Genomic DNA, 23,838 nt, shown 5'->3' with positions numbered 1-23,838 from the left:
GGCGGATTCCTGCCTATGAAGCGGCGCAGGCCGCCAGAGCCCGGGTCCCGATAGCCTTGGCGAAGCAGCGGGACGCTGGTGAGTCTGCGTAGGGGCCGAAGTTGGGGACGCGCGCGTAGCCGGCACTTTCGTATAGCCGGATGCCATCGGCCTGGACGGAGCCCGCCTCGGCCCGCAGCTCCGAGTACCCAAGCTCTGCCGCGCACTCCTCGAGTTCAGCGAGGACCGAGGAGGCCACCTCGGAGCCCCGGGCATAGGGGAGGACGTACACACGCTTGATTTCCCCCGCTGCCTCGTCCAGTTGGCGGATGCCGCCGCAGCCCAGCGGCTGGCCGCTGCAGCGCTCATACGCGATGAGGAAGACCGCCACGTCCGCTTCCGACGGCGGCGGGCCGGCTTCGTGATCAGGGGTACCGAAGCGCGCGGCCAGTTCCGCCTGCTGCGCCCTGCGCAGCTCCGCGCCCACCGGGTTCTCCCAGGGGACCTGCCGGAATATGAGCCGCCTGCTGCCGTGCATCCTGTCCTCCAGCCCGTAGGGGATGTGATGAGACAACGCTAGGCGGCCCGGGTTTCGCCGTTGTTTCGGGCAGATGGAGAGTGCTTAAACCTCGGGCCGCTCCGGGTCGTCCTCCGCCTCCACATGCGGAATCGACCCGGTCGCCGGCGGTACCGCCGGGGTGAGCACCGAGGCGTAGGAATGCTCGCTGGAGTACTTGAGGAACGACAGGTGCGCCTCGTAGCGGTCGAGGACGTCGTCGATGATCTGCTGCCGGCTCAGGCCCATGAGGTCGTATCCCTCGGTGCCTGTCTGGGTGAACACCTCGAGCCGGTAGTAGGTGTCGATTTCGCGCGACATGCTGCGGGCGCCGAACATCGGCACCGGTGCCTCCACGGCCGCCACCTGATAGTGGAAGTTCCGGTGGTCTGCCATGTTGACCACCAAGGTGTGCTCCTCGACGCCGGTTTCCGCGTTGGGTGCCGTCGCCAGCTCGGCCTCATAGCCCAATTCCGTGAACTCCCTGGCCACGTCCTGCAGTGCGGGCTGCACGACACGGGCGGCGAACTGCGCGACGGACTTGTTCGACGGGTAGGAGCGCAGGCCGGCGAGTCGCTGCCGCCAGGTCTTCTCGGGAGCGTGGCCGCCGTGGGCGGCGGCCGAACGCCTGCGCAGCACGTGGCCTTCGCGCTCGGCACGCTCCATCCGGAGCACCTTCGAGAAGGAGGCCATCACCAAATATGCGATGACCGTGACCGGGAGGGCGAAGATCAGCGTGGCGTATTCCATGGTCGTCACGCCGCCGGCCACGAGCATGGCGACGGTGAGGAAGGCCGTGACCAGCGCCCAGAAGATGCGCAGCCACTTGGCGCCGTCCACCGAGGGGTCGGGGATCGAGGAGGAGAAGTTCGACATCACCATGGCACCGGAGTTGGCGCTGGTGAGGTAGAACAGCAGGCCGGACAGCGTGGCCAGCCCGATCAGGAACGGGGCTCCCGGGAACATCTCCAGGAGCGCGTACCAGCCGTGTTCCGGGCTGTCGATGGCGAGCTGGGCGAATTCCTTGTTGCCGCCGAGCACCTCGCTCATGGCGCTGTTGCCGAAGATCGAGACGATGAAGAAGTCGCAGAGGACCGGAGCGGTAATGGCGGCGATGACGAACTCGCGCAGCGTCCGGCCGCGCGAAATGCGCGCCAGGAAGAGCCCGACGAAGGGTCCCCAGGCCAGCCAGAACGCCCAGAAGAACAAGGTCCAGCCGGCCATCCACTCCGAGCCGCCTTCCTCATAGGCCAAGGTCTGCAGCGTCCGCTCGGGGAGGGAGAAGACGAAGCGGCCGATGTTTTCGACCATCGCGTTGAGCAGGAAGGATGTCTTTCCGGTGACGAGGATGTAGAGCATCATCGCGCCGGCGGACCAGAGGTTCAGCTCGGAGATCAGCCGGATTCCCTTATCCACGCCGGAGGTGCAGGCGGCGATCGTCATGACCACGGCGACGAGCACGAGGGCGATCTGCAGGGCCAGGCCCTCGGGCAGCCCGAACAGCCAGCTGAACCCGACGTTGAGCAGGACGACGCCGATGCCCATCGAAGTGGCGACGCCGAACACGGTGCCGACCAGGGCGAAAATATCGATCACGTCGCCCGTCGCACCGCGGACGCGCCGCCCGAGGAGCGGGTAGAGGGCTGCCCGGATGGACAAGGGCATGCCCCACCGGTAGGCGAAGTAACCCATCGCCATTCCGAGCAGTGCATACATCGACCAGCCGGCCACGCCGTAGTGGAACATGGTCCAGACGACCGCGTCCTGGGCGGCCGCCGCGGACTCCGGGCTGGCCGTCGGCGGAGTGATGTATTGGGTGATGGGGCCGGTCACGGAGTAGAAGAGCATGTCGATGCCCACGCCTGCGGCGAACAGCATGGCGACCCACGTGAACAGGCGGTACTGCGGGCGCGAGTGGTCCGGGCCGAGCCGGACGCTGCCCTCCTTGGAGAGGGCTACCCACAGCACGAAAATGATGACGAGGGTGACGGTGACGACGTAGTACCAGCCGAGGTTGGTGGCGATCCAGCCGACCACGGACTGCATGGTGCCCGCCGCCGTCGTCGGCGCAAGCATCGCCCAGAGCGAGAACAGGACGACGATGATCGAGGAAATGATGAAGACGCGCCAGTTGACCCGCGGGCCGGGGCTCTCGGCAAGTTCGGTGGGACCCTTGCTCAGCTCGGTGCTGGAAATCGGAGGACGCCTGGCCTCGATCTCCGGGTCGTGGTTCCTGCGCCGGTCGGTTCCGCCGAAACGCTCGCGTTCAACGAGCGCCTTCGATGGCTCATTGTCCGGAGTCGGTGTTTGGTCGGCCTTAGCCATACATGCTCCATCTCTCGCGGGCGTGCCCGCGGTCCTCGAATTCAAGGCCGCATTGCTGAAGGAAAGGCCGCGCTCCTTGGCGCAGCACAGGTGCGGTGCGGCGAACCAGGCCTTGCCCCAGCCGGCTCGGGGGCCGCTTCGGCGGCCCGGGCGCCGGACCCAGCCGGCAGTGCTGATTTTCTGTGGCGGCCAATCCGCCATCGGGCAAGCATTGGAAACAACAGAACCCCGGCCCGGGATCCCGGGCCGGGGTTCTGTCGTGGAAGTTGCGGGGACAGGATTTGAACCTGTGACCTCCGGGTTATGAGCCCGGCGAGCTACCGAACTGCTCCACCCCGCGGCGTGGTATCAACATTAGCGCGCGGGGTGTCCATCTGGCGAATCGAGTGAGCAGACTCACGCCTAGGGCAGCGGGAGCGGCTCGTCCAGCGGCTGCTTCTTGGGATCCATGTCGATCCCGAGGTCCTTGGCGAAGACCGTCCGGGTGGCCGTGTAAACCTGCTCGGCCCTCTCGTCCAGCTCGAATACCCGCGCGCCGCGCAGGTGGTGCTCCAGGTCCCCGCCCAGGCCGTAGGTGCCGAAGCCGGTTCCGGGTCCGTATCCCAGCTCGATGCCGAAGTAGTTGCCCGAATACGTGTTGATGTGGTCGTGGCCGACGAACACGCCGCGGACGTCCCCGCGTTCCTGCAGGGCGGCGTAGAGCCCGGAGTTGAAGGCGCCCGTGTAGACGCCTTCGTTCTTGACCCCGACGATGCCGTGCTTCTCCACCGCGGCAGCATGGCCGGCGTCGTCCGAGCTGAATTGGGAGCCGAACCACATGTGATGGTGCTCGAAGAGCGGGATGTGGAAGAACATGAGGGACTGGACCTTGCCGTACTTCTGCTCCGCGGCGACGGAGGCTTCCCGGTACCACTGGATCTGGCTCGGGCGGATCCAGTCGTAGCCCATCAGCCCCTCGAAGTTCTGCCCGCCGACCGTGTCCGGGGCGTAGCGGCCGGAGTCAAGCAGCCAGATGCCGAACGCCGGCTTGTTGCTGCTGCCCGAGCGGACCAGGAGCTGCGCGTTCGAGGAGCCTTCGACGCCCTTTTCCGGCCCGGCGTTGACGTTGTGCTTGTAGCCGCGGACGAACTCGAGCATCCTGGCCTCGGTCATCCCGGTGCCGTTCTCCATCGAATCCTCGTCGTGGTTGCCGAAGGTGAGCGCCCACTTCACGCCGCGGGACTCCATTGGCTGGACCACGTTGTTGATCGCCTGGCGCACTTCCAGGGCGCTCTTGGGCGAGCCGTTGATCACGTCGCCGTTGATGAGGGCGAAGCCAGGCTTCTCGGCATCCAGTACCTTGCCCATGAACTCGATGGTCCGGCGGTCCGTGTGCGGGCCGTCCTGGGTGTCGTTGAACTGGACGATGCGGAACTTTCCGTCGCTGCCGAACGCCAGCGGCATGCCGGCGGAGCCCTGCCGCCGGGCAGGTGCGGCGGCGTTGGCTCCGGGTGCCGAGGCCAGCATGCCGGCGAGGATGGCAGCGGAGCCGCCGGCGATCAGGCCGCGGCGGCCGAGGTTGGGGGAGTTGGTCATCTTCGGTGCCTTTCGTGCATCCGGCCGTGAGCCGCGCTGCGGCGGGGCCGGGGGAAGGACCGCAGGCCGGAGTTCCGACCGTAGATACCGAAGATGGCGGAAGGTTGCCGCCTGGTTGAACGATTCGCAAACAAAAGTACGACGCCGGAAGTCGCGTTCCGGCGTCGTACTTTCCCTCTGGCTTGGGCTACTTGAGGTGGTCCACCAGCTGGCCGGCGATGCCGTTGTAGGTGGCCGGGGTCAGCGCGAGCAGGCGGGCCTCGGCGTCGGCGCTGAGGCCCAGCCCGGAGACGAATTCCTTCATGCGTTCGGCGTCCACTTGGTGCCCGCGGGTCAGCTCCTTCAGCCGCTCGTACGGGTTCTCCATGCCCTCGACGCCGGCGATGGCCTCGGCGCGCATGACCATCTGGATGGCTTCGCCGAGGACCTCCCAGTTCTGGTCCAGGTCCGCCGCCAGCACGTCGGCCGGGACGTTGAGCCGCTCCAGCCCCTTGGCCACGTTGGAGATGGCCAGCAGCGAGTGGCCGAAGGCAACGCCGATGTTGCGCTGCGAGGAAGAGTCCGTCAGGTCGCGCTGCCAGCGGGAGGTGACCAGCGTGGCGGCGAGGGTGTCCAGCAGCCCGCAGGAGATTTCGAGGTTGGCCTCGGCGTTCTCGAACCGGATCGGGTTGACCTTGTGCGGCATGGTGGAGGAGCCCGTGGCGCCCTCCACCGGAACCTGCGCGAAGTAGCCGATGGAGATGTAGCTCCAGATGTCCGTGCAGGCGTTGTGCAGGATGCGGTTGAAGCGCGCCATGTCGGCGTACAGCTCGGCCTGCCAGTCGTGCGACTCGATCTGCGTGGTCAGCGGGTTCCAGGTCAGGCCCAGGCCCTCGACGAAGCTGCGGGAAACGGCCTGCCAGTCCGCGCCGGGGACCGAGGCGTAGTGCGCCGCGTAGGTGCCGGTGGCGCCGTTGATCTTGCCCAGGTACTCGGTGCGCGCGATCCGGTCCAGCTGGCGGTCGAGCCGGTGGGCGATAACGGCGAGCTCCTTGCCGAGGCTGGTGGGCGTGGCGGGCTGGCCGTGCGTACGGGAGAGCATCGGCACGTCCCGGTGCTCGTCGGCCATGGCCGCGAACTGGCCGACCAGGGCGCGGGCCGCGGGCAGCCAGACCTGCTCGACGGCGCCCTTGATCCCCACGGCGTAGGAGAGGTTGTTGATGTCTTCCGAGGTGCAGCCGAAGTGCACGAGCGACTTCAGGTTGCCGATCCCGATGTCCGGCAGGCGGTTGCCGATGAAGTACTCGACGGCCTTCACGTCGTGGACGGTGATGGCCTCGGTCTCCGCGAGTTCCTTGATGGAATCGGCATCGAACCCGGAGACGATTTGGCGCAGCGCCGACTTCTGGTCCGCGGTCAGCGGGCTCGTGCCGGGCAGCACGGACTGGTCGGTGAGGTGGATCAGCCACTCGACCTCCACATGCACACGGTCCCGGTTCAGGGCGGCCTCGGACAGGTAGTCGACCAGCGGGGCGACGGCCGAGCGGTAGCGGCCGTCCAGCGGGCCGAGCATGATGCCGGGGGTGAGTTCGGCCAGGGAGACGCGGGGAGTTTCAGACATGCTCTTCATTCTTCCACGACCGTGGCTTACGGGCGGATCGATGACCAGGCCTCCACAGGAGGCGTCAGCGGCGGGTTATCGACATAGCCGAACAGGCCTCCTGTGCGCCTGGAACCCGCTGCCTAGCGTGGTGGCATCGGAAAGGAGCCATCATGTGCAGTCTCTGGGCGAGTACGACGACGGGGCTACCGGGCGGTGCGGACGGCGTGAGGGCGGCGGCGCGAAAGCTGTTCGGCTGCGAGGAGGCGCTGCTGAGGCTGAACGGCGAGCTGGGCGGGCTGGAACTGGGCGCGTGGGTTTCGCCTGCCGGCCGCGCCTTCCGGGACAGCCTGCAGCTGCGCAGGCTGCGGCTCGACCGGGCGGCAGCCGAGGTGGCGGAGGCCGCGGCGGCGGTGAGCGCGTTCGGCCAAGCCGCCGAAGCCTCCCCGGTCGATCCCCGGACGTGACTGGGATCCTGTTCCCGCCCGGCGGCCCGGCGTGGCCGAAGCCGCCGGATCCCGGCGGGGCCTTCAGCGTCCGCGGCGGCGTTGGCGGGATGCAGTTCCAGTGGCAGGAGCTCACCGATGCCGCGGCCAGGCTGGCCGCGGTGGCGGATGACGCCGACGCTATCTATGGAGACCTGATGCTGGCCCAGCTGGCACTCCAGGACCCGTGCCTGGCCTGGGTGCCCTCGCGGGTGGCGGCGCAATCGGCGGTAGCGGAGGCGGCGGAGATGCTGGCCAAGTCCATCGCGGAGATCAGGGACTTGGCGGGGGAGGTCGTGGCTGCCCATGACGCCTACCGGCTCGCCGAACAAGCGGCCGCATGGGGCATGGACCAGGTGCACGGAGCCACCTGGTGGGTCAGCACCCCGCTCGGCATGGTCGGAAACGAGGGCCGGCCGACCCGTGACGGCGCGGAGCTGGCGATCGTCCACGTTCCGGCCACCCTGGCCGCGCTGATGGGGCTGCCGCCGTCGCTGCTGGCGTTGGCCGGCAGGTCTTCCGCCGCAGCTTCACCACGGGAAGCGGCGGCCGGGCTGGTCGGCACCGCCAACTCCTTCGGGCTGCTGCGGGCGGCCCCGGTCTCCGTGGCGAAGACGTCCCGGCTCGTCGGCGAAATCAGGCTTGAGCCGAAGGCCGCGGCCCTGCTGGAGAGGGCCGAAGCGGCTGCCGCTGCGGGACCGGGGACCGTCGAGATCCTGGAGGTCCGGACGCCGGAGGGAACCCGCTGGGTGGTCACGCTGCCCGGAACCCAGGCCGCGGGCTCGGCCGAGGCCACGGCCAATCCTTTCGACGAGACCGGCGTGGCCGAAGCGCTCGCAGGCAACAGCCGGCACACCGCGGCCGCAGTCTCCCGGGCCCTGGCCGAAGCCGGTGCCGCCGCGGAGGACCCGGTGGTGCTGGTCGGCTACAGCCAGGGCGGCATGCATGCGGCGAACCTTGCCACCAGCGAGGAGTTCCGGGCCCGCCACAAGGTGGCCTTTGTGCTGACGGCCGGCTCGCCGGTCGGCGGGACGGCGATCCCGGAAGGAACCGGCGGGCTCCACCTCGAACATGTCCAGGACTGGGTTCCCGGGGCGGACGGCCGGCCGAACCCGGATACCAGGGACCGCGTCACCGTGACCCTGACCGGCAGGGCGGCCACCCCGAAGGGCGAAGGCGCCGGCCTGGGGCCCGGGCACGACTTCGCCAACTACGTTCAAGGCGCGCGGCAGCTGGAAGGCAGCCGGGACCCGTCGGTCGCCGCCAGCTCTGCCGCCCTCGGCACCGCTCTCGCCGGCGGGGGCGCCGCCCGGAGGTACCTGGTCACCCTCCAGCGCCAGTCCCCGCCGAAGAACACCCCGAAGGCCGGGCCGCTCCGACTGCCCTCTCCGCCTAGCCCGCCGGTGCGGCCTCCAGTCCGCGGTGTGCCTCGATGAGTTCCCGGATCCGGGACTTGCAGCCGCCGCAGCCGGTGCCGGCCCGCGTACAGGCGGACACCTCGTCCGTTGTAGCGCAGCCGTCCGCAATGGCGTCCTCGACGCTGCCGAGAGTGGCCCCGGTGCACCGGCACAGCGTCGAGTCGGGATCGGCAGGCCCGGCGCTGGCTGGCAGTTCTTCGATCGCATCGAGCCGGAACATCGCCGTCCGGTCGGCCGGCAGTTCTGCTCCGCGCTCGAAGAGCAGCACGAGTTCAGCGGCGGTCCTCGGCATGCCCACGCAGACGAGGCCCTCGAGCACGCCGCCGCGGGTGACCATTTTGGCGTACCGGCCGTGTTCCGGGTCCGCCCATTGGGAAACGTGCCGCGGGTCGGTGCCCGGTTCGTCCGGCACATCGTCATCCCAGAGTTCGGCACCCACGTCGCCCGCGGCCGCCATGTCCACTCCGCGCGCCTTGAGCAGGATCACCGGCGGGCGCTCGGCGGGCAGCCGGTCCGGGCCACCCGGTTCCGTTCCGGGCGGCAGCAGGCCGGCCCCCTGCGGTTTCCCTCCGGCCGTGGTGCCGCCTGCGGCGGCAGCGGCGAGCAGCCGTCCGGCAAGGAACTCGGCCTGGCGCCAGCCGGGGCCCAGCAGTCCCAGCGGAGCACCGGAGCCGGGACCGCACTCGGGGCAGTTGTCCTGCCCGCAATTGACCTGGGCGCAGTCGCCGATCGCGAAGACCCGGCTTTCGACGTCGGCCTCGAGCCGGTGGTTGACCACGATGCCGGCGTCGACGGCGAGCCCGCAGCCTTCCGCGAGGGCGGTTCGCGGCCGGACGCCGCAGGAGAGCAGCAGCAGGTCGGCCGGCAATTCGCTGCCGTCGTCGAGGACAAGCGCGTCGAAGCGGTGCCGGCCGCCGGGCTGGTTGCGGAAGCGGATGCCGGACGAGCGGGCGTCGGAGACCAGCCGGATGCCACGGCCCCGCAGCGCCCTGGCGAGGACTGCTCCGCCCCCGGTGTCGATGCTCCGTCCCAGTGGCCGCGGACCATGATGGACCACCGTGACGGCTGCGCCCTCGTCGGCCGCAGCGAGGGCGGCCTCGATGCCCAGGATTCCTCCGCCAAGCACAATGACCTCTCCGCGCGCAGCGACCACGCTGCGCAGCCGGGCGGCGTCGCCCAGGTCGCGCAGCGCGGTGACGCCCGGCGGGAGCAGGTGCAAGGCAGAAGGATCCGGGTTGAGGCCGGTCAGCGTCGGGACCACCGGGCGGGCGCCGGTGGCCAGCACGAGCCGGTCGTACGCCTCGATGCTGCCGTCGTCGAGCAGCAGTTGCCGGCGCGGGCGGTCGATGCGCCGCACCGTGCGGCCCAGGCGGACGACGGTCCCCTGGCGGCGCAGTCCGGACTCGTCCGCCAGCGAGATCGCCTCGGCCGTGGTCCGCCCGACTCCAACATCGGCGACGAGCACCCGGTTGTAGGCAGCCTCGGTCTCCGCACCGATCACTGTGAGCCTGATTAGCCCCTCGCCCGCGGCGGGGAGCAGTTCGTCCACCAGGCGGGCGGCCACGGGACCGAAGCCGACGACGGCGATCCGCTCGGGTTGGCGCGTCACAGTGCACCCGCTTTCTCCAGCACGCGCACAGTCACGGAGCTGGTCTTGAACTCGGGCATGCCGGACACCGGATCGGTGGCGGCGGGCGTGAGCCGGTTGGCGCTTTGGCCGCCGGGAAAGTGGAAGGGCAGGAAGACGGTGTCCGGCCGGATGTCCTGGGTAACCTCGGCGATGCCGCTGACGGAACCGCGCCCGTTGCCGATCGTGAGCCGGTCTCCGGCCTCGATGCCCAGCCGGTGCGCGGTCACCGGATGGATCTGCAGCGCCAGCCGGGGCTGCGCTGCGGCCAGCTCCGCGACCCGGCGGGTTTGGGTGCCCGACTGGTAATGCTCCAGCAGGCGGCCGGTGACAAGGGTGAGCTCGCCCGGCCGATGCAGCTCGTCCGCCGGCACGGCCGGAGCCACTGCGATCAGCCGGGCGCGTCCGTCCGCATGGGCAAAGGAATCCGCGAACAGCCTCCGGGTGCCGGCCGAGCCTTTCGGGTACGGCCAGTAGGCCTCGATGCCGGAGTCCAGCGCGGAATAGGCGAGGCCGGAGTAGTCGGCCGGCCCGCCCGCCGACGCCCGGGCGAGCTCGTCGAAGACGGTCTCGGGATCGGTGCTGAAGTCCGAGGGCGCCTCCAGCCGCCGTGCCAGTTCGGACATGATCCACAGCTCGGAGCGGGCGCCCGCCGGCGGCTCGATGGCGGCGCGGCGGCGCAGCACGCGGCCCTCGAGGTTCGTCATCGTGCCCTCTTCCTCGGCCCACTGCAGGACCGGCAGGACCAGGTCCGCCTCGGCGGCGGTCTCCGACATGAAGAAATCGGCAACCACGAGGAAGTCCAAGCGCCGCAGGCCGGCGATCACCTCGTTGGCATCGGGGGCGGAAACGGCCACGTTGGAACCATGGACAAAGAGGCAGCGGACACCGCCGGGCCGTCCGAGCGACATCAGCATCTCGACGGCGGGGACGCCGGGGCCGGGCAGGTCCTCGGGCCGCACGCCCCAGACTCCGGCGACATGCTCGCGGGCCGCCGGATCCGTGATCTTGCGGTAGCCGGGCAGCTGGTCGGCCTTCTGCCCGTGCTCCCGCCCGCCCTGGCCGTTGCCCTGGCCTGTGAGCGTTCCGTATCCGCCATGGAGGCTGCCGGGCAGGCCGAGCAGCAGGGCCAGGTTGATGGCCGCCGTGGCGGTGTCGGTGCCGTCGACGTGCTGCTCCACCCCGCGCCCGGTGAGGATGTAGGTTCCGCCGGTCCCGTTCCCCGATTGGCCAGAGGCTTGGCGCGCGCCGGCGGCCAACCGGTGCGCCGTCTCGCGGATCAGCGCTGCCGGCACTCCGGTGACCTCCTGGACCCGGGCGGGCCACCAGCGGTTGAGTCCGCGGCGCAGCTCCTCGAATCCGGAGGTGCGCCGGGCGATGTAGTCCGTGTCGGCGAGCCCCTCCTGCAGCACCACGTGCGCGATGCCCATCAGCAGCACCATGTCGGTTCCCGGCGTCGGTGCCAGGTGCAGCCCGGCCCCGGACCCGGTCAGCGCGGCCGTGGCGGAGCGCCGCGGATCGACCACGATCAGGCCGCCGGCATCGCGGGCGCCCTGGAGATGCTGCACGAACGGGGGCATGGTGTCGGCAATGTTGGAGCCCAGCAGCAGGATGGTGCCCGCATCGTCCAGGTCCTCCAGCGGAAAGGGCAGGCCGCGGTCCAGGCCGAAGGCACGGTTCCCCGCGGCTGCCGCCGACGACATGCAGAACCGGCCGTTGTAGTCGATCCGCGAGGTTCGCAGCGCCAGCCGCGCGAACTTTCCGAGCTGGTAGGCCTTCTCATTCGTCAGGCCGCCGCTGCCGAACACGCCCACCGCGTCCTGCCCGTGCATCGCCTGGGCGCTGCGGACGGCGCCGGCGGCGAGGTCGAGCGCTTCGTCCCAGCCGATCGGCCGGAAGCTCCCGTCGTCACCGCGCAGCAGGGGAGCGGTCAGGCGTTCCGGCGAATTCAGCAGTGCGCTGGACGACCAGCCCTTGCGGCACAAGCCGCCGCGGTTGGTCGGGAAATCCCGCCCGGCCACCGCCAGTCCGGTTCCTGCCGCAGCGAGGGCGGGTGCTGTGTCCGCCAGTCCTGCGCCCGCCGGTCCCGCGCCCGCCGCCTCGGTCCGGCCGGGCCCTTGCCCGGCCAGCGCACCGGGCGTGCCCGCGGAAGCCGCCGCGCCGCCGTCGTTCTTGGAAACGCCCTCCACGGCCGGGGCCAGGCGCATGGCGCACTGGAGCGCGCAGTACGGGCAGTGTGTCGCGGTACCCATCAGACGCCGCCCTTGGCCATGGCGGAACCGGGCCGCAGGTAGCACGCCCACGTCACCACGAGCATGAGCACGTAGGCCGCCACGAAGCCGTAGAACGCGGCGTTGTAGTTGCCGCCGGCGGCATGCGAGGCGCTCAGCACCTGAGGAATCACGAAGCCGCCGTAGGCGCCGATCGCGGAGATCAGGCCCAGCGCCGCGGAGGACTTGCGCTGGCTGTCCACCTCGCTGCGGCCGAAGGCCACGGACTCGCGCTGCCCCCGAATCGAGAAGATGCGCGGGATCATCCGGTAGGTGGCGCCGTTGCCGAAGCCGCTGGCCGTGAACAGTGCGAGGAACAGGGCCAGGAAGAGCCAGAAGTTGCCCAGCGGAAGCGTCCAGACCACGGCCAGGGCGATCACCGCCATCGTCGCGAACGCCGCCACCGTCATCCGCGCCCCGCCGAACCGGTCGGCCAGCTTGCCGCCGAGCGGACGGGTCAGCGAACCGACCAGCGGGCCCAGGAAGGCCAGCGAGAGCGCCGCCGTGCCCACGGCGAAGGAGGAGAACTCGGGGAACATGTCCTTGATCAGCTTCGGGAAGACTCCGGAGAAGCCGATGAAGGAGCCGAAGGTGCCGATGTACAGCAGCGCCATGATCCACAGGTGCGGTTCGCGCAGCGCAGCCACGGAACCGGCCACGTCGCCCTTGGCGTGCGAGAGGTTGTGCATGTACTTCCGTGCGCCCCACGCGGCGACCAGGATCAGCGGCACCCAGATGAGCCCGCCCAGCGGCAGGTTCAGCGACGCGGCCGCGCCCACGGTGATCGCCAGCGGGACCACCAGCTGCGCCACCGCCGCCCCGAGGTTGCCGCCGGCGGCGTTGAGCCCCAAAGCGTAGCCCTTTTCCGCGGCGGGGTAGAAGTAGGTGATGTTGGCCATCGAGCTGGCGAAGTTGCCGCCGCCGAATCCGGCGAGGCCGGCCACCAGCAGCATGACGCCGAACGGCGTCTGCGGACTGGCCACGCACAGGGCCAGCCCGATCGACGGAATCAGCAGAAGCAGCGCCGAGACGACGGTCCAGTTCCGCCCGCCGAACCGAGGGACCATGAAGGTGTAGGGGATCCGCAACGTCGCCCCGACCAGGCTGGGCATCGAGATCAGCCAGAAGATCTGCGAGGTGCTGAAGTCGAAACCGGCCGCGGGCAGCTGCACCGCCATGATGGACCAGAGCTGCCAGACCACGAAGCCGAGGAACTCGCAGAAGATGGACCAGCGCAGGTTGACCGTGGCGAGGGGCCGCCCCTCGGTCTCCCAGAGCTGCTTGTCCTCCGGGTCCCAGCCGTCCACCCAGCGTCCGGGGCGGATTCGCAGCCGGGAAGCCGCGGCGGCCGGTGCGCCGGCCGGGCCCGTCCTCAGTTCAGTCTGGTCAATACTCACGCGGTCCTCCAGGGGGAGCAGTTTTCACCGATGGAGAAGACTGTAGGAACCGCGTGTTTCGTCCCTTGCGGCGGGACGTTACGGCCGTATCAAAAGTGCCTAACGGCTGCCTTGAGGCAAGGTGAGAACGACGCCGGCAGGCTGGCCGGGCGTGCGGGTGCGGCTTGCACGCCGGTCACCGCGTATTGGTGATGGCTCCGGCAATCAGCGAGACGACGCTGATGATCAGGGAGCCGATCACGGCGGTCCAGAAGAACGAGTCCACGATGAAGTGCACCGGAGTGAACCCGGAGAGCCAGGCCGTGAGCATCAGCATGAGGGCATTGATGACGATAGTGAACAATCCCAGGGTCAGGATCGTCAGCGGGAGCGACAACAGGCTGACGATCGGGCGCACGAAGGCATTGACCAGCCCGAAGATCAGGCCGATGAAAAGGTAGCCAAGGACGATGCCGACCGTCTCGTTTCCGCCGGAAGCTTCGGCTGCCGCGCTGGCCTCCAGGGTAATGCCCGGGAGCAGCCAGCTGGCCACCCACAGCGCGAGGCCGTTGATCAGGACGCGCACGATGAACTTTCCCATGGCCTCATGCTGTCATACGCGCTGCCGGAGCACACGGAGCAGGGCTGTGCCCTGGCCCACGTATTCTTTAACCCATGACTTCTGCAAGGAACTTCACCGATGACGCTGCGGTCCAGGAAGATCCCCGCGCCGCCGCCGTCGCTCCCCGTCCCGTGGTGGCCCAGCTGCCCAAGTACGCCGCCGGGAAGCCGCCCGCCGTGATCGAGGGGCTGCAGCCCTACAAGCTCTCGTCGAACGAGAATCCGCTGCCGCCGCTGCCGGAGGTGCTGGCCGCGATCAACTCCCAGCACAGCATCCAGCGCTACCCGGACCCGTTGAGCACCGCGCTGCGCACCGAACTCAGCCGTTTCCTGGACGTGCCTGCGGAGGACATCGTCACCGGCGCCGGCAGCCTGGGCGCCCTGGTGCAGATCCTGCAGACCTTCGCCGGGCGCAACCCGGACGGCACGGCGGACCAAGTGGTCTATGCGTGGCGTTCCTTCGAGGCCTACCCCATCATGGTGGGACTGGCCGGCGCGGAGGGCGTCCAGGTGCCCAACCGGGCGGACGGCGCGCACGACCTTAACGCGATGGCCGCCGCCCTCACCGAACGGACCCGCGTCGTCCTGCTGTGCACCCCGAACAATCCGACCGGGCCGGCGCTGACCACGGCACAGGTGGAGGACTTCCTCGTGAAGGTTCCCTCCGACGTCGTTGTGGTGATCGACGAGGCGTACACCGAGTTCGTGCGCGACCCCGAGGCGGTCGACGGCATCCGGCTCTACCGCAACTACCCGAATGTCATCGTGCTCCGGACCTTCTCCAAGGCCCACGGTCTGGCGAACCTGCGCGTCGGCTACTCCGTGGCCAACCAGGGGCTGACCCAGCACCTCCGGGTGGCCGCCACCCCGTTCGCGGTGTCCAGCCTGGCTGAGGATGCGGCCATCGCCTCGCTCAAGCACTACGACCAGGTTGTAGAAAGGGTACAAAGCCTGGTGGACGAGCGGGAGCGCGTGGTCGCCGGCCTGAAGGACCTGGGCTGGAAGATCCCGGTGACCCACGCCAACTTCGTCTGGCTGCCGCTGGGTGCGGATTCCCAGGACTTTGCCGAGTTCGCGGGAACACAGGCGCTCTCCGTGCGTGCCTTCCCCGGAGAAGGGGTGCGGGTCAGTATCGGAGAGGTCGAGGCCAACACCCGGTTCCTGGCCCTGTGTGCGAACTATACAAAGGGCCCCGGCGTTTCCTAACGGTAATAGGAACGGGGCCGCTGCCCGGTGGCAGTAGGCTAGGGAGCGGAAAACGACCGATATATGCCCCGCGGGTCATCTATTCCTTCGGGGGAATATAACAGCACAGGCGGCGCTGCGAAGCGGCCGCCGGCGAGGAGTTCGTATGGGCGCTGAGCACCTGCCCACCTCGGAATTCGAGATTGTGGAGCTGGAGCAGTCCCTGGCCGCCAGCGATCCCGCTGACGCGCCTGACATGGTTCAGCTGCTCGACGCCGATGGCGTCCTGCAGTTCGATGCGCGCTTCAGCCCCTTCGCCGAGCACCTGGACACGGGGGCGCTCCGCGGGCTGTACCGGGACATGTTCCTGATCCGCCGCTTCGACCAGGAGGCGACCGCGCTCCAGCGCCAGGGCCAGCTGGCCCTGTGGCCGCCGCTGCTCGGGCAGGAAGCCGCCCAGATCGGTTCCGGCCGCGCCCTGCAGCCGCAGGACTACGTGTTCCCCACCTACCGCGAACACGGCGTCGCACTCACCCGCGGCCTGCAGCTGTCCTCGCTGCTGAAGCTGTTCCGCGGCATCACCAACGGCGGCTGGGACCCCCGGGAGAAGAACTTCCACATCTACACGCTGGTGCTCGCCGCGCAGACGCTGCACGCCGTCGGCTACGCGATGGGAATCCAGCGGGACCAGGAGGACGCCGTCAGCGTCGCCTACTTCGGCGACGGTGCCAGCTCAGAGGGCGATGTCCACGAATCCATGGTCTTCGCCGCCTCCAACCAGTCACCGGTGGTGTTCTTCTGCCAGAACAACCACTGGGCGATCTCGGTGCCCACCGAAGTGCAGTCGAGGATCCCGCTGTCCAACCGCGCCAGCGGCTACGGGTTCCCCGGCGTCCGCGTGGACGGCAACGACGTGGTGGCTGTGCATGCCGTGACCCGCTGGGCCCTCGAGCATGCCCGCTCCGGGAAGGGGCCGGTGCTGATCGAAGCCTTCACCTACCGGATGAGCGCCCACACGACGGCGGACGATCCCACCAAGTACCGGCTGTCCTCGGAAGAGGCGGACTGGCGGCAGCGGGATCCGCTGGCCCGGCTGGCGAAGCACCTGCGTGGGGCCGGCACGGGGGACACGTTCTTTGACGAGGTGGCGGCCGGGGGCGAGGCTATGGCCTCCGCGGTCCGCGCCGAGGTGCTCGCCATGGAGGGGCCGGAGTTCGAGCAGAGCTTCGACACGGTCTACGCGGACCCGCATCCGCTGGTCGCCGAGGAACTGGCCTGGCATCGGAAGTACGAGGCGGGCTTCGCCGACACCGACCGCCCGGGGGAGGGCAACTAATGGCAACGATGACCATCGCCAAGGCGATCACCGCCGGGCTGCGCCGCGCCCTGGCCGAGGACCCGAAGACGCTGCTGATGGGCGAGGACATCGGCGCCCTCGGCGGGGTCTACCGCGTGACGGAAGGGCTGCAGGAGGAGTTCGGGAAGGACCGCGTCGTCGACAGCCCGCTGGCGGAGTCCGGCATCATCGGCACCGCCATCGGCCTCGCCATGCGCGGCTACCGCCCCATCTGCGAGATCCAGTTCGACGGATTCGTGTTCCCGGCCTTCAACCAGATCACCACCCAACTGGCGAAGATCCATGCGCGCACCAGCGGGCAGATCTCCGCCCCCGTCGTCGTACGCATTCCCTACGGCGGAGGCATCGGGTCCATCGAGCACCACTCGGAATCCCCGGAGGCGCTCTTCGCCCACACCGCCGGCCTGCGCATCATCACGCCCTCCAACGCGCACGACGCCTACTGGATGACCCAGCAGGCGGTGACCTCGAATGACCCGGTGATCCTCTTCGAGCCCAAGCGTCGGTACTGGCTCAAGGGCGAGGTGGACACCGAGCAGGCCGGGCTGGACGCCTTCAGCGCCGCCGTCCTGCGGGAAGGCACGGACGCGACGGTCGTCGCCTACGGACCGCTGGTGCCCGTGGCCCTCGCCGCCGCCCAGGCCGCCGAGGAGGACGGCAACAGCGTCGAGGTGATCGACCTGCGTTCCATCTCGCCGATCGACTTCGACACGGTCACCGCATCGGTGCAGAAGACCGGCCGGCTCATCGTTGCCCACGAAGCCCCGACCTTCGGCGGCATCGGCGGCGAAATCGCCGCGCGGGTCAGCGAACGCGCGTTCCTGAGCCTGGAGGCCCCGGTGCTCCGCGTCGGCGGCTTCCACATGCCGTACCCGGTGGCCAAGGTCGAGGAGCACTACCTGCCGGACATCGACCGCATCCTCGAGGCCCTCGACCGCTCGCTCGCCTACTGATCCGGAGTTCCCATGTCGAATACACTCATCTTCAACCTGCCCGACGTCGGCGAAGGCCTCGTCGAGGCGGACATCGTGTCCTGGAAGGTCAAGCCCGGGGACACGGTGGCGATCAACGAGGTGATCGTGGAGATCGAAACGGCCAAGTCCCTGGTGGAGCTGCCCAGCCCGTATGCCGGCGTGGTGGCGGAACTGCTGGCCGAGGAAGGCCAGACCGTGGAAGTGGGCGCCCCGATCATCGCTGTCCGGCCGGCCGGGGCGGAGGCCCAGGCCGAGCCGGAGAAGCCCGCCGGCGACGCCCTCGCCGAGGCGCTGCCCGCCGCACCGGGCGAGGCACCGGCGGCGCCGGAACCGGAGCTGAAGCCGCTCGTCGGGTCGGGACCAAAGGCGGACGCGGTCAAGCGGCGGCCGCGGCGCAGCACCGGGGTCGCCGGTCCAGTAACGACGACGGCGGGCGCCGCCGGGGGAAGCGCAGCCCCGGAGGACACGTCGCTTGCCAACGCCCCCACCGGCCACCACCACGGCGTCTCCGACTCCAGCCCGGCCCACCACGCTCCGCACGTCCCGCCGGTTCCCGCGGCGCCCTCCGCCGAGCCCGCCGGCCTGAAGCACCGCCGGGCGGACGCACAGGCCGCCGTCTCCCGGCTGCTGAACCGCGTGCTTGCCAAGCCGCCGGTGCGCAAGGCCGCCAAGGATCTCGGGATCGACCTGGCGGACATCGTGCCGACGGGCCGCGGCGGTGAAGTCACCAAGCAGGACCTGCTCAGCTACCAGGCCCAGCGGGACGCCGAGCTGGACCAGGCCGAGACGTTCTGGGCACCTACCAAGAAGCCGCAGGAGCAGCGGATCGAGCGCCTGCCCGTCAAGGGCGTCCGTAAGGCCACCGCGAAGGCCATGGTCGACTCCGCCTTCACCGCACCGCACGTGAGCATCTTCGTGGACGTCGATGCCTCGCGGACCATGGAGTTCGTCAAGCGGCTCAAGGCAAGCCGGGATTTCGAGGGGATCAAGGTCTCTCCGCTGCTGATCCTGGCCAAGGCCGTCATCTGGGCCGCAGCGCGCAACCCCTCGGTCAACGCGACCTGGACGGACGACGCGATCCTGGTCAAGCACTTCATGAACCTGGGCATCGCCGCGGCCACCCCGCGCGGCCTGATGGTGCCCAACATCAAGGACGCCCAGGACCTCTCGCTGAAGGAACTGGCCATCGCGCTGAACCAGCTGGCCACCAGGGCCCGCGAGGGCAAGACCCAGCCGGCGGAGATGCAGGGCGGCACGCTGACCATCACCAACATCGGCGCGCTCGGCATCGACACCGGGACCCCGATCATCAACCCGGGTGAGGTTGCCATCGTCGCCTTCGGCACCATCAAGCAGAAGCCGTGGGTGCTCGACGGCGAGGTCATTCCCCGCTGGGTCACCACCCTCGGGGGCTCCTTCGACCACCGCGTGGTAGATGGCGACCTCTCCGCGCGCTTCATGGCGGACGTGGCGGCGATCATGGAGGAACCGGCGCTGCTGCTCGACTGAGCCGCCCAACGCTGGCGCTACTGCTGTGCACCGCGTCAAGGAGCATCCAGCCGCGGCTCCTGCTGTACCGGTGACCGCGGCGGGCTGCCCCTCGATCCGGCGCCCCGCCGTCGTTCGCTATGATCGACAGGAGTGGCGAGGAGGAGCGAACGATGACCGAGACGACCGGAACCGCTGTGCAGACTGCCGACCTTTACGACGAGCGCGGCGAGGAACTGCAATCTGTTGCCCTGCAGTTCCTGAACCTTGGCGCGCATACGGCCTTCAGCGGACCGATCCGCACGATCCGCTGCCACGAGGACAACGGCCTGGTGAAGTCCGTGCTGAATTCGCCGGGCGGCGGCTGCGTCCTGGTGGTCGACGGCGGCGGATCGCTCAACACGGCGCTGATGGGGGACCTGATCGCCGCGGCTGCCGTGGAGAACGGCTGGGCCGGCGTCGTCATCAATGGTGCCGTCCGGGACCGTGGCGTGCTGGCCGGCCTGCCGCTGGGAGTCAAGGCGCTGGGCAGCAACCCCCGCAAGAGCGCCAAGGAGTCGGCCGGGAATGTGGACGTGCCGGTGGAGTTCTCCGGCGTGCGGTTCCGCCCCGGCGCGATGCTCTTCGCGGACCTCGACGGCATCCTCGTGGAGCGCTGAGCCGGGAGCGCAGCACGTCTGTGAAAGACTGGGAGCTATGAGCAGCAACCGCCCCACGCGCCGCGACGATCCCGGCATCCCCCGCATCGACTGGCGCGGCACGCTCTGGGCGATGCTGTTCGTCTTCCTGCTCAGCTACGTCTTCATCGCGCTGTTCCCGGGCATGCACGCCATCCTGCGCATCGTGCTGGTGCTGGCCCTCTACTTCGCCGGCCGGTACGTGTACCACCGGTACCTGAAGAAGCGGCGCTAGGAGCACTTAAGCAGCCTAGCCAGTCCGCTCGGCTGCCCCCGCCTCGATGGCTTCGGCGATGACCGGGGCCAGCCGGCGGACGCCCTCGCGGATCCGGTCGCCTGCCACGGCGCTGAAGGCCAGCCGGAGCCGGTTCGACGGCTCGTCCGAGGGAGTGAAGGCGGCCCCCGGGATGAACACGACGCCGGCGTCGATGGCGCGGTGGAGCAGCGGGTACGTATCGATCCCCGGCGGCAGCGTCACCCAGACGAAGAAGCCGCCGTCGGGACGCGTCCAGGTCACCCCGGGCGGCATGAATTCCGCCAACGCGGAAAGCATCGCGAGGCAGCGCTCCGCATAAAGATCGCGGTAGTTGGTGATCTGACCCCGCCAGTCGTGCCCGTCCAGGTACTCCGACACCAGCATCTGGTTCAGCGTGGGCGGGCACAGTGTGACGGCTTCGCTGGCCAGGTAGAACCGGCGCTGCAGGTGGGCCGGCACCAGCGCCCAGCCGATCCGCAGGCCCGGCGCCAGGATCTTGGAGAACGAGCCCATGTAGATCACGTCCGCAGGATGCCCCGCCCGCAGGGGCGGAATCGGCCGCCCGTCGAAGCGCAGCAGCCCGTAGGGGTTGTCCTCGATGATCAGGATGTTCGCTTCCTGGCAGATCTGCACGATCTCTTCCCGCCGTTCGGCCGCCAGCGTGATGCCCGAGGGATTGTTGAAATTGGGGATCGTGTAGAGGAACTTGATGTTGCCACCTGCGGCGCGGACCTCGGCGATACGCCGCCGCAGCTCATCCGGCACGAGCCCGCGGTCGTCCATCGCGACGGCTTCGACGCTGACCTCGTAGGCCTCGAAGGTATTCAGCGCCCCGACGTAGGTCGGATCTTCGCACAGGACGGTGTCGCCGGGATTGCAGAACACCTTGCAGGCGACGTCCTGCGCGCTCTGGGAACCTACGGTAACGACGACGTTGCCCGGGTCGGCATCGGTGATGCCTTCCTCGGCCATGACCTCGCAGATCTGTTCCCGCAGCTTTTCCATGCCCTGGCCGCCGCCGTACTGCAGCGCGGTGAGGCCGTGTTCGGTCACGAGCTTGTAGGCCATCCCGCCGATCTTTTCCAGCGGCAGCGACTGCAGGAACGGATTGCCGCCGGCCAGCGAGACCAGCCCGGGCCGCAGCGAGATATCGAAGACGTCGCGGACGGCGGACTGCTTGATCTTGGACGCCCGCGCGGAAAACAGTTCGTGGTGGCGGTGGGACGTCGCGGCGCGCTCCAGGGCGACCTCGGTCTCGGTGGAAAGGTCGGCAGGCGCAGTCGGCTGATGTGCTGTCACTCACACAGGATAACCCGCAGTGTTGCGCTGGGGGCAACTCCTGTTTACTTGGCGCTGATGGTTATCGGCTGGTGAACGGGCTGTCCGCGGGAGGGTCAGCCGGGGTCAGAGCCAGCCGGCATCCTTGGCCCTAAGCGCCGCCTGGAAGCGGCTTTCGGCGCCGAGCTGCTCCAGCATCCAGGCGATGTGCCGCCGGCAGGTCCGGACGCTGATGTCGAGCCGGCGGGCGATCACTTCATCGGAGTGGCCGGCGGCCATGCCCCGCAGGATCGACTGCTGGACACTGTTCAGCTGCGCGCTGTGGCCGGCCTCGTCCGCGTTGTAGGGCGTAGCCAGCTCCCATGCGACGTTGAACAGGTGGGTGAAGACGTGGATCAGCTTCGGGTCGCGCACTACGAGCGCCCCGCGGTCGTCGGGATAAAGCTGGCGGGCCACGAGGGCCAGGTTCCGGTCGAAGATCAGCACCTTCAGCGGCACGTAGGGCAGGGTCCGGTACTCGAGTCCGGCCGGAGCCGTGGCCGCCACGGCCTTGCGCGTCGGTACATGGTCCAAGGTGCTGTTGCTGTAGAGGTTCTTGCGGACGACGCCGCGGTCGAGCAGTTCCAAGTCCTTCTGGATGCTCTCCTCGTGCACTTCCGCTGTGGAGCCGGTGCCAGGCTGGCTGATCAGGACCTGCTCGCTGACGTCGCGGCCGTAATCGATCAGCAGCTTGCGGATGACTCCGGGGTCCTCCAGCACCTCAACCGTCGTATCCAGGCCGACATTCTTCCGCGCCGCGAGGTAGGAGGGAACCAGGGTTGCCATGTCGGTGCGGTGCGCGCTGATCTTGGCCCGCAGGTCGATCAGCAGCCGCTCGTCCGCGTCCACCAGCTGGGAGAGCGCGACGTCCGGGGGAATGGCGACGAAGGCCTCGACATGCGGTGCCGGCTGCTGCAGCAGCTTGCGGCTCACAAGTTCCGCGATCGCGGCGTTGAGGTCGCGTATCGTGTAGCCCAACGCATTGGAGGCGGACTCTTTCGTCCACTCCGGATTGGCTACGGCATGTTCGTAAAGTTCGAAGGCTGTGCCGCTCAGCATCCGCTGCCCCCTCGGCTGGTTTTGAGACTGGTAAGTGAATGCCATGTCCGGTTGTTGCCAATCGGTTTAAGTAGGCACGTTCAAATCATACCTTTGGTGCTAAATCCTTGGAATCTCAGGGGACTTTCCGACCGACCCTCGATGGCATCAAAATGACACGCGTTGGCGCCTGTCCCAATGTGTGCATGTCCGGTTCCTGCCCCGCCTCCGGCTGGACACCACCCGGGCTGACACGGAACTCTTGAAGTTGTCGGGGGGCATTCCCCGATGGTTTGCCACTCACACCCAAAAGGGGAATGACATGTTCAAGAGGATCGCCAGCATCACGGCAGGTCTGCTGGTTGCCTTCGGTGCGATCTCGGCAGCCACTCCTGCAGTGGTAGCCGAGCAAGGGCCCAAGCCCAACAGCACACCGGTCGCAGCCTGGGACTGGTAATAAAGCCGCCCCATCCCCAAGCATGAAGCTGATCCTGTAACCAGGACGGCCCGGCTATTCCTCCCCAACCACCAGCGAGCTAACCAAGGAGAAGCGCATGAGCCAGCTGACAGCCATCCGCACCTCGGAAACGCTCAGTCTCAAATCATACTGGTGGGTCCTGTCTATATACACGGGTAGACAGGACGTAGCCGAAGCCGTCATAGGAGAACTGGTTACGCCGCTGGTGGCCCACGCTCGCCGCGAAGGCGTGGGCCGCTGGTACTTCGGTCATCATGTTGACGAGGTGGGGCCTCACATAAAGGTCCGGTTCCTGGGCCACCGCTCAGCCCTCGATAGCCTCCAGAGGTTTGAGTTGGCGGCCCGGGGCCGGCTCCTTGAAGCCGTGCCCACGGCCAGGATCCAGCAGAACTACGTACTGCCTCCGAACTGTGAGGACCTGGCCGGCCTGCTCGGGCCGGAGCCAGTGTCGACAGTTCACGAATCGGAGCTGGACAGGTTCGGCGGAGCCGACGGCCTGATCCTGGCCGAGGAGGTCTTCGAGCTTTCATCTGAATTGGCGAGCTGGGCGGTCGGCCGCTTCAGCAAGTCGCAGGGGCGGACGGCCCTGGGAGCGCTGTTGCTCTCGGACGCCGCTTGGGCGATGATGAACGGCCCGAAGTCCGCCCAGTGGCCCGATCGGCGCAGGCTGTCCTGGAACTACTGCTGGGACAACCATTTGAGGGTCTCGACGTTGGAGCTCGGGCGCGGTGCTGCAAAGGCGCGCGCCGGCCTGGCTGCCAGTCTTGCCCCGAGGACGGCCCCAATGCACCGGCTGATGGCAGCAACAGCAGCCGAAGGCTCAGTGCAGAACTGGCGCCGCCGCTGGAAGCGGGCAATTGATGCTTACCTCTACCGGGCTGACAAGTCACGAGTGAGCCGCAGCGCCCAGAACCTGATGTTCAGCCAGTCGCACTACATGATGAACCGGCTTGGCTTCACGATGTGGGAAGAAGCAGCCTTGGGAATCTACGCCCGCGCGTGGACGCCTGATACTGAATCCGCTCTGTTGGAGAAGAGAAGAAGATGACCCCGTTCACGTCGGCCAACGCCGTTTACCTGCGCTCGTCCGAAACTACTGACCAGACCAGCACCGAAGCCCTGGAAGAGATGGGCGGGCTCGCCTCGCACGGACCGGACGGCGACCTGTGGAACCTGACCGGAAGCGACTACTCGAGGGATGCGGCCTGGGCGGACCACGCCTGGCAGTAACCCTCCACCCTCAATAACTCCATAAGC

At 68.6% G+C, this 23,838-nt stretch carries 21 protein-coding genes and 1 tRNA gene; 11 read left to right on the top strand and 11 right to left on the bottom strand.

The features are described from left to right. Nucleotides 1-13: 13 nt before the first annotated feature. The 5 genes from WFH44_RS11755 to purB form a co-directional block, all read right to left on the bottom strand. Entirely contained in the window at nt 14-517 is a 504-nt protein-coding gene (locus tag WFH44_RS11755; protein ID WP_336714049.1) for a GNAT family N-acetyltransferase, read from the bottom strand. Between the two features lie 84 nt (nt 518-601). Beyond that, nucleotides 602-2,860 (bottom strand): choline BCCT transporter BetT, encoded by a 2,259-nt coding sequence (gene betT, locus WFH44_RS11750; protein WP_336714048.1) that lies wholly within the window; start codon nt 2,858-2,860, stop codon nt 602-604. 266 nt (nt 2,861-3,126) lie between these two features. Continuing rightward, nucleotides 3,127-3,200, bottom strand: a tRNA-Met gene (locus tag WFH44_RS11745). Between the two features lie 62 nt (nt 3,201-3,262). Next, nucleotides 3,263-4,435, bottom strand: a complete 1,173-nt coding sequence (locus WFH44_RS11740; RefSeq protein ID WP_336714047.1) for a metallophosphoesterase family protein — start codon at nt 4,433-4,435, stop codon at nt 3,263-3,265. Between the two features lie 187 nt (nt 4,436-4,622). Beyond that, the gene (gene purB, locus WFH44_RS11735) at nt 4,623-6,035 is read right to left on the bottom strand and encodes an adenylosuccinate lyase (RefSeq protein ID WP_336714046.1); all 1,413 of its coding nucleotides are present in this window, start codon (nt 6,033-6,035) and stop codon (nt 4,623-4,625) included. A 152-nt stretch (nt 6,036-6,187) separates the two neighbouring features. Here purB and WFH44_RS11730 point away from each other — a divergent pair, with 152 nt between their 5' ends. Both WFH44_RS11730 and WFH44_RS11725 read left to right on the top strand, forming a co-directional pair. Continuing rightward, the gene (locus WFH44_RS11730) at nt 6,188-6,481 is read left to right on the top strand and encodes a hypothetical protein (protein WP_336714045.1); all 294 of its coding nucleotides are present in this window, start codon (nt 6,188-6,190) and stop codon (nt 6,479-6,481) included. Next, entirely contained in the window at nt 6,478-7,935 is a 1,458-nt protein-coding gene (locus tag WFH44_RS11725; protein ID WP_336714044.1) for a hypothetical protein, read from the top strand. The genes WFH44_RS11730 and WFH44_RS11725 overlap by 4 nt, the downstream gene beginning before the upstream one ends. On the opposite strand, the gene WFH44_RS11720 is transcribed toward WFH44_RS11725, so the two are convergent. The 4 genes from WFH44_RS11720 to WFH44_RS11705 all read right to left on the bottom strand — a co-directional run bounded on the left by WFH44_RS11720 (nt 7,892) and on the right by WFH44_RS11705 (nt 13,791). Continuing rightward, nucleotides 7,892-9,526 (bottom strand): FAD-dependent oxidoreductase, encoded by a 1,635-nt coding sequence (locus tag WFH44_RS11720; protein WP_336714043.1) that lies wholly within the window; start codon nt 9,524-9,526, stop codon nt 7,892-7,894. The genes WFH44_RS11725 and WFH44_RS11720 overlap by 44 nt on opposite strands. Beyond that, complete coding sequence (locus WFH44_RS11715) at nt 9,523-11,796, bottom strand: molybdopterin oxidoreductase family protein (protein WP_336714042.1); 2,274 nt, start codon at nt 11,794-11,796, stop codon at nt 9,523-9,525. Before WFH44_RS11715 ends, WFH44_RS11720 begins: the two co-directional genes overlap by 4 nt. After that, complete coding sequence (locus WFH44_RS11710; protein ID WP_442892900.1) at nt 11,796-13,211, bottom strand: MFS transporter; 1,416 nt, start codon at nt 13,209-13,211, stop codon at nt 11,796-11,798. Before WFH44_RS11710 ends, WFH44_RS11715 begins: the two co-directional genes overlap by 1 nt. A 175-nt stretch (nt 13,212-13,386) precedes the next feature. After that, complete coding sequence (locus WFH44_RS11705; RefSeq protein ID WP_336714041.1) at nt 13,387-13,791, bottom strand: phage holin family protein; 405 nt, start codon at nt 13,789-13,791, stop codon at nt 13,387-13,389. A 74-nt stretch (nt 13,792-13,865) separates the two neighbouring features. Between WFH44_RS11705 and WFH44_RS11700 the strand changes: the two genes are divergently transcribed. The 6 genes from WFH44_RS11700 to WFH44_RS11675 all read left to right on the top strand — a co-directional run bounded on the left by WFH44_RS11700 (nt 13,866) and on the right by WFH44_RS11675 (nt 19,727). Next, entirely contained in the window at nt 13,866-15,017 is a 1,152-nt protein-coding gene (locus WFH44_RS11700; RefSeq protein ID WP_336714040.1) for a histidinol-phosphate transaminase, read from the top strand. Nucleotides 15,018-15,162: 145 nt separating this feature from the next. After that, nucleotides 15,163-16,332 (top strand): pyruvate dehydrogenase (acetyl-transferring) E1 component subunit alpha, encoded by a 1,170-nt coding sequence (gene pdhA / locus WFH44_RS11695; protein WP_336714039.1) that lies wholly within the window; start codon nt 15,163-15,165, stop codon nt 16,330-16,332. Beyond that, on the top strand, nt 16,332-17,306 hold the full coding sequence (locus WFH44_RS11690; RefSeq protein ID WP_336714038.1) for an alpha-ketoacid dehydrogenase subunit beta: 975 nt from the start codon (nt 16,332-16,334) through the stop codon (nt 17,304-17,306). The genes pdhA and WFH44_RS11690 overlap by 1 nt, the downstream gene beginning before the upstream one ends. Nucleotides 17,307-17,318: 12 nt before the next feature. Beyond that, complete coding sequence (locus WFH44_RS11685; protein WP_336714037.1) at nt 17,319-18,836, top strand: dihydrolipoamide acetyltransferase family protein; 1,518 nt, start codon at nt 17,319-17,321, stop codon at nt 18,834-18,836. A 152-nt stretch (nt 18,837-18,988) separates the two neighbouring features. Beyond that, on the top strand, nt 18,989-19,474 hold the full coding sequence (gene rraA / locus WFH44_RS11680) for a ribonuclease E activity regulator RraA (RefSeq protein WP_336714036.1): 486 nt from the start codon (nt 18,989-18,991) through the stop codon (nt 19,472-19,474). 37 nt (nt 19,475-19,511) lie between these two features. Continuing rightward, nucleotides 19,512-19,727: a hypothetical protein gene (locus WFH44_RS11675; protein ID WP_336714035.1), complete on the top strand. Its 216-nt coding sequence runs from the start codon at nt 19,512-19,514 to the stop codon at nt 19,725-19,727. A 15-nt stretch (nt 19,728-19,742) separates the two neighbouring features. On the opposite strand, the gene WFH44_RS11670 is transcribed toward WFH44_RS11675, so the two are convergent. After that, entirely contained in the window at nt 19,743-21,047 is a 1,305-nt protein-coding gene (locus tag WFH44_RS11670; RefSeq protein ID WP_336714034.1) for an aminotransferase-like domain-containing protein, read from the bottom strand. A 105-nt stretch (nt 21,048-21,152) separates the two neighbouring features. After that, the gene (locus WFH44_RS11665) at nt 21,153-22,124 is read right to left on the bottom strand and encodes a helix-turn-helix transcriptional regulator (RefSeq protein ID WP_336714033.1); all 972 of its coding nucleotides are present in this window, start codon (nt 22,122-22,124) and stop codon (nt 21,153-21,155) included. 301 nt (nt 22,125-22,425) lie between these two features. On the opposite strand from WFH44_RS11665, the gene WFH44_RS11660 reads away from it, so the two are divergent. From WFH44_RS11660 to WFH44_RS11650, 3 genes are all read left to right on the top strand, one after another. Beyond that, nucleotides 22,426-22,560 (top strand): hypothetical protein, encoded by a 135-nt coding sequence (locus WFH44_RS11660; protein ID WP_262106808.1) that lies wholly within the window; start codon nt 22,426-22,428, stop codon nt 22,558-22,560. A gap of 97 nt (nt 22,561-22,657) precedes the next feature. After that, nucleotides 22,658-23,629, top strand: a complete 972-nt coding sequence (locus tag WFH44_RS11655) for a lantibiotic dehydratase C-terminal domain-containing protein (RefSeq protein WP_336714032.1) — start codon at nt 22,658-22,660, stop codon at nt 23,627-23,629. After that, on the top strand, nt 23,626-23,811 hold the full coding sequence (locus WFH44_RS11650; RefSeq protein ID WP_264794548.1) for a hypothetical protein: 186 nt from the start codon (nt 23,626-23,628) through the stop codon (nt 23,809-23,811). The genes WFH44_RS11655 and WFH44_RS11650 overlap by 4 nt, the downstream gene beginning before the upstream one ends. The last annotated feature ends 27 nt before the right edge of the window (nt 23,812-23,838 follow it).

Source organism: Arthrobacter sp. USHLN218, from assembly GCF_037144715.1.
GTDB lineage: Bacteria > Actinomycetota > Actinomycetes > Actinomycetales > Micrococcaceae > Crystallibacter.
Note: the sequence above shows the minus strand (reverse complement) of the source record. Positions and strands in the feature narration are given on the sequence as shown.

Excerpts from the sequence above, each read along its gene's own strand:
- WFH44_RS11755 (WP_336714049.1), bottom strand. The coding sequence starts at position 517 with ATGCACGGCAGCAGGCGGCTCATATTCCGGCAGGTCCCCTGGGAGAAC.
- betT (WP_336714048.1), bottom strand. The coding sequence starts at position 2,860 with ATGGCTAAGGCCGACCAAACACCGACTCCGGACAATGAGCCATCGAAG.
- WFH44_RS11740 (WP_336714047.1), bottom strand. The coding sequence starts at position 4,435 with ATGACCAACTCCCCCAACCTCGGCCGCCGCGGCCTGATCGCCGGCGGC.
- purB (WP_336714046.1), bottom strand. The coding sequence starts at position 6,035 with ATGTCTGAAACTCCCCGCGTCTCCCTGGCCGAACTCACCCCCGGCATC.
- WFH44_RS11730 (WP_336714045.1), top strand. The coding sequence starts at position 6,188 with ATGTGCAGTCTCTGGGCGAGTACGACGACGGGGCTACCGGGCGGTGCG.
- WFH44_RS11715 (WP_336714042.1), bottom strand. The coding sequence starts at position 11,796 with ATGGGTACCGCGACACACTGCCCGTACTGCGCGCTCCAGTGCGCCATG.
- WFH44_RS11705 (WP_336714041.1), bottom strand. The coding sequence starts at position 13,791 with ATGGGAAAGTTCATCGTGCGCGTCCTGATCAACGGCCTCGCGCTGTGG.
- WFH44_RS11700 (WP_336714040.1), top strand. The coding sequence starts at position 13,866 with ATGACTTCTGCAAGGAACTTCACCGATGACGCTGCGGTCCAGGAAGAT.
- pdhA (WP_336714039.1), top strand. The coding sequence starts at position 15,163 with ATGGGCGCTGAGCACCTGCCCACCTCGGAATTCGAGATTGTGGAGCTG.
- WFH44_RS11690 (WP_336714038.1), top strand. The coding sequence starts at position 16,332 with ATGGCAACGATGACCATCGCCAAGGCGATCACCGCCGGGCTGCGCCGC.
- WFH44_RS11685 (WP_336714037.1), top strand. The coding sequence starts at position 17,319 with ATGTCGAATACACTCATCTTCAACCTGCCCGACGTCGGCGAAGGCCTC.
- rraA (WP_336714036.1), top strand. The coding sequence starts at position 18,989 with ATGACCGAGACGACCGGAACCGCTGTGCAGACTGCCGACCTTTACGAC.
- WFH44_RS11675 (WP_336714035.1), top strand. The coding sequence starts at position 19,512 with ATGAGCAGCAACCGCCCCACGCGCCGCGACGATCCCGGCATCCCCCGC.
- WFH44_RS11665 (WP_336714033.1), bottom strand. The coding sequence starts at position 22,124 with ATGCTGAGCGGCACAGCCTTCGAACTTTACGAACATGCCGTAGCCAAT.
- WFH44_RS11660 (WP_262106808.1), top strand. The coding sequence starts at position 22,426 with ATGTTCAAGAGGATCGCCAGCATCACGGCAGGTCTGCTGGTTGCCTTC.
- WFH44_RS11655 (WP_336714032.1), top strand. The coding sequence starts at position 22,658 with ATGAGCCAGCTGACAGCCATCCGCACCTCGGAAACGCTCAGTCTCAAA.
- WFH44_RS11650 (WP_264794548.1), top strand. The coding sequence starts at position 23,626 with ATGACCCCGTTCACGTCGGCCAACGCCGTTTACCTGCGCTCGTCCGAA.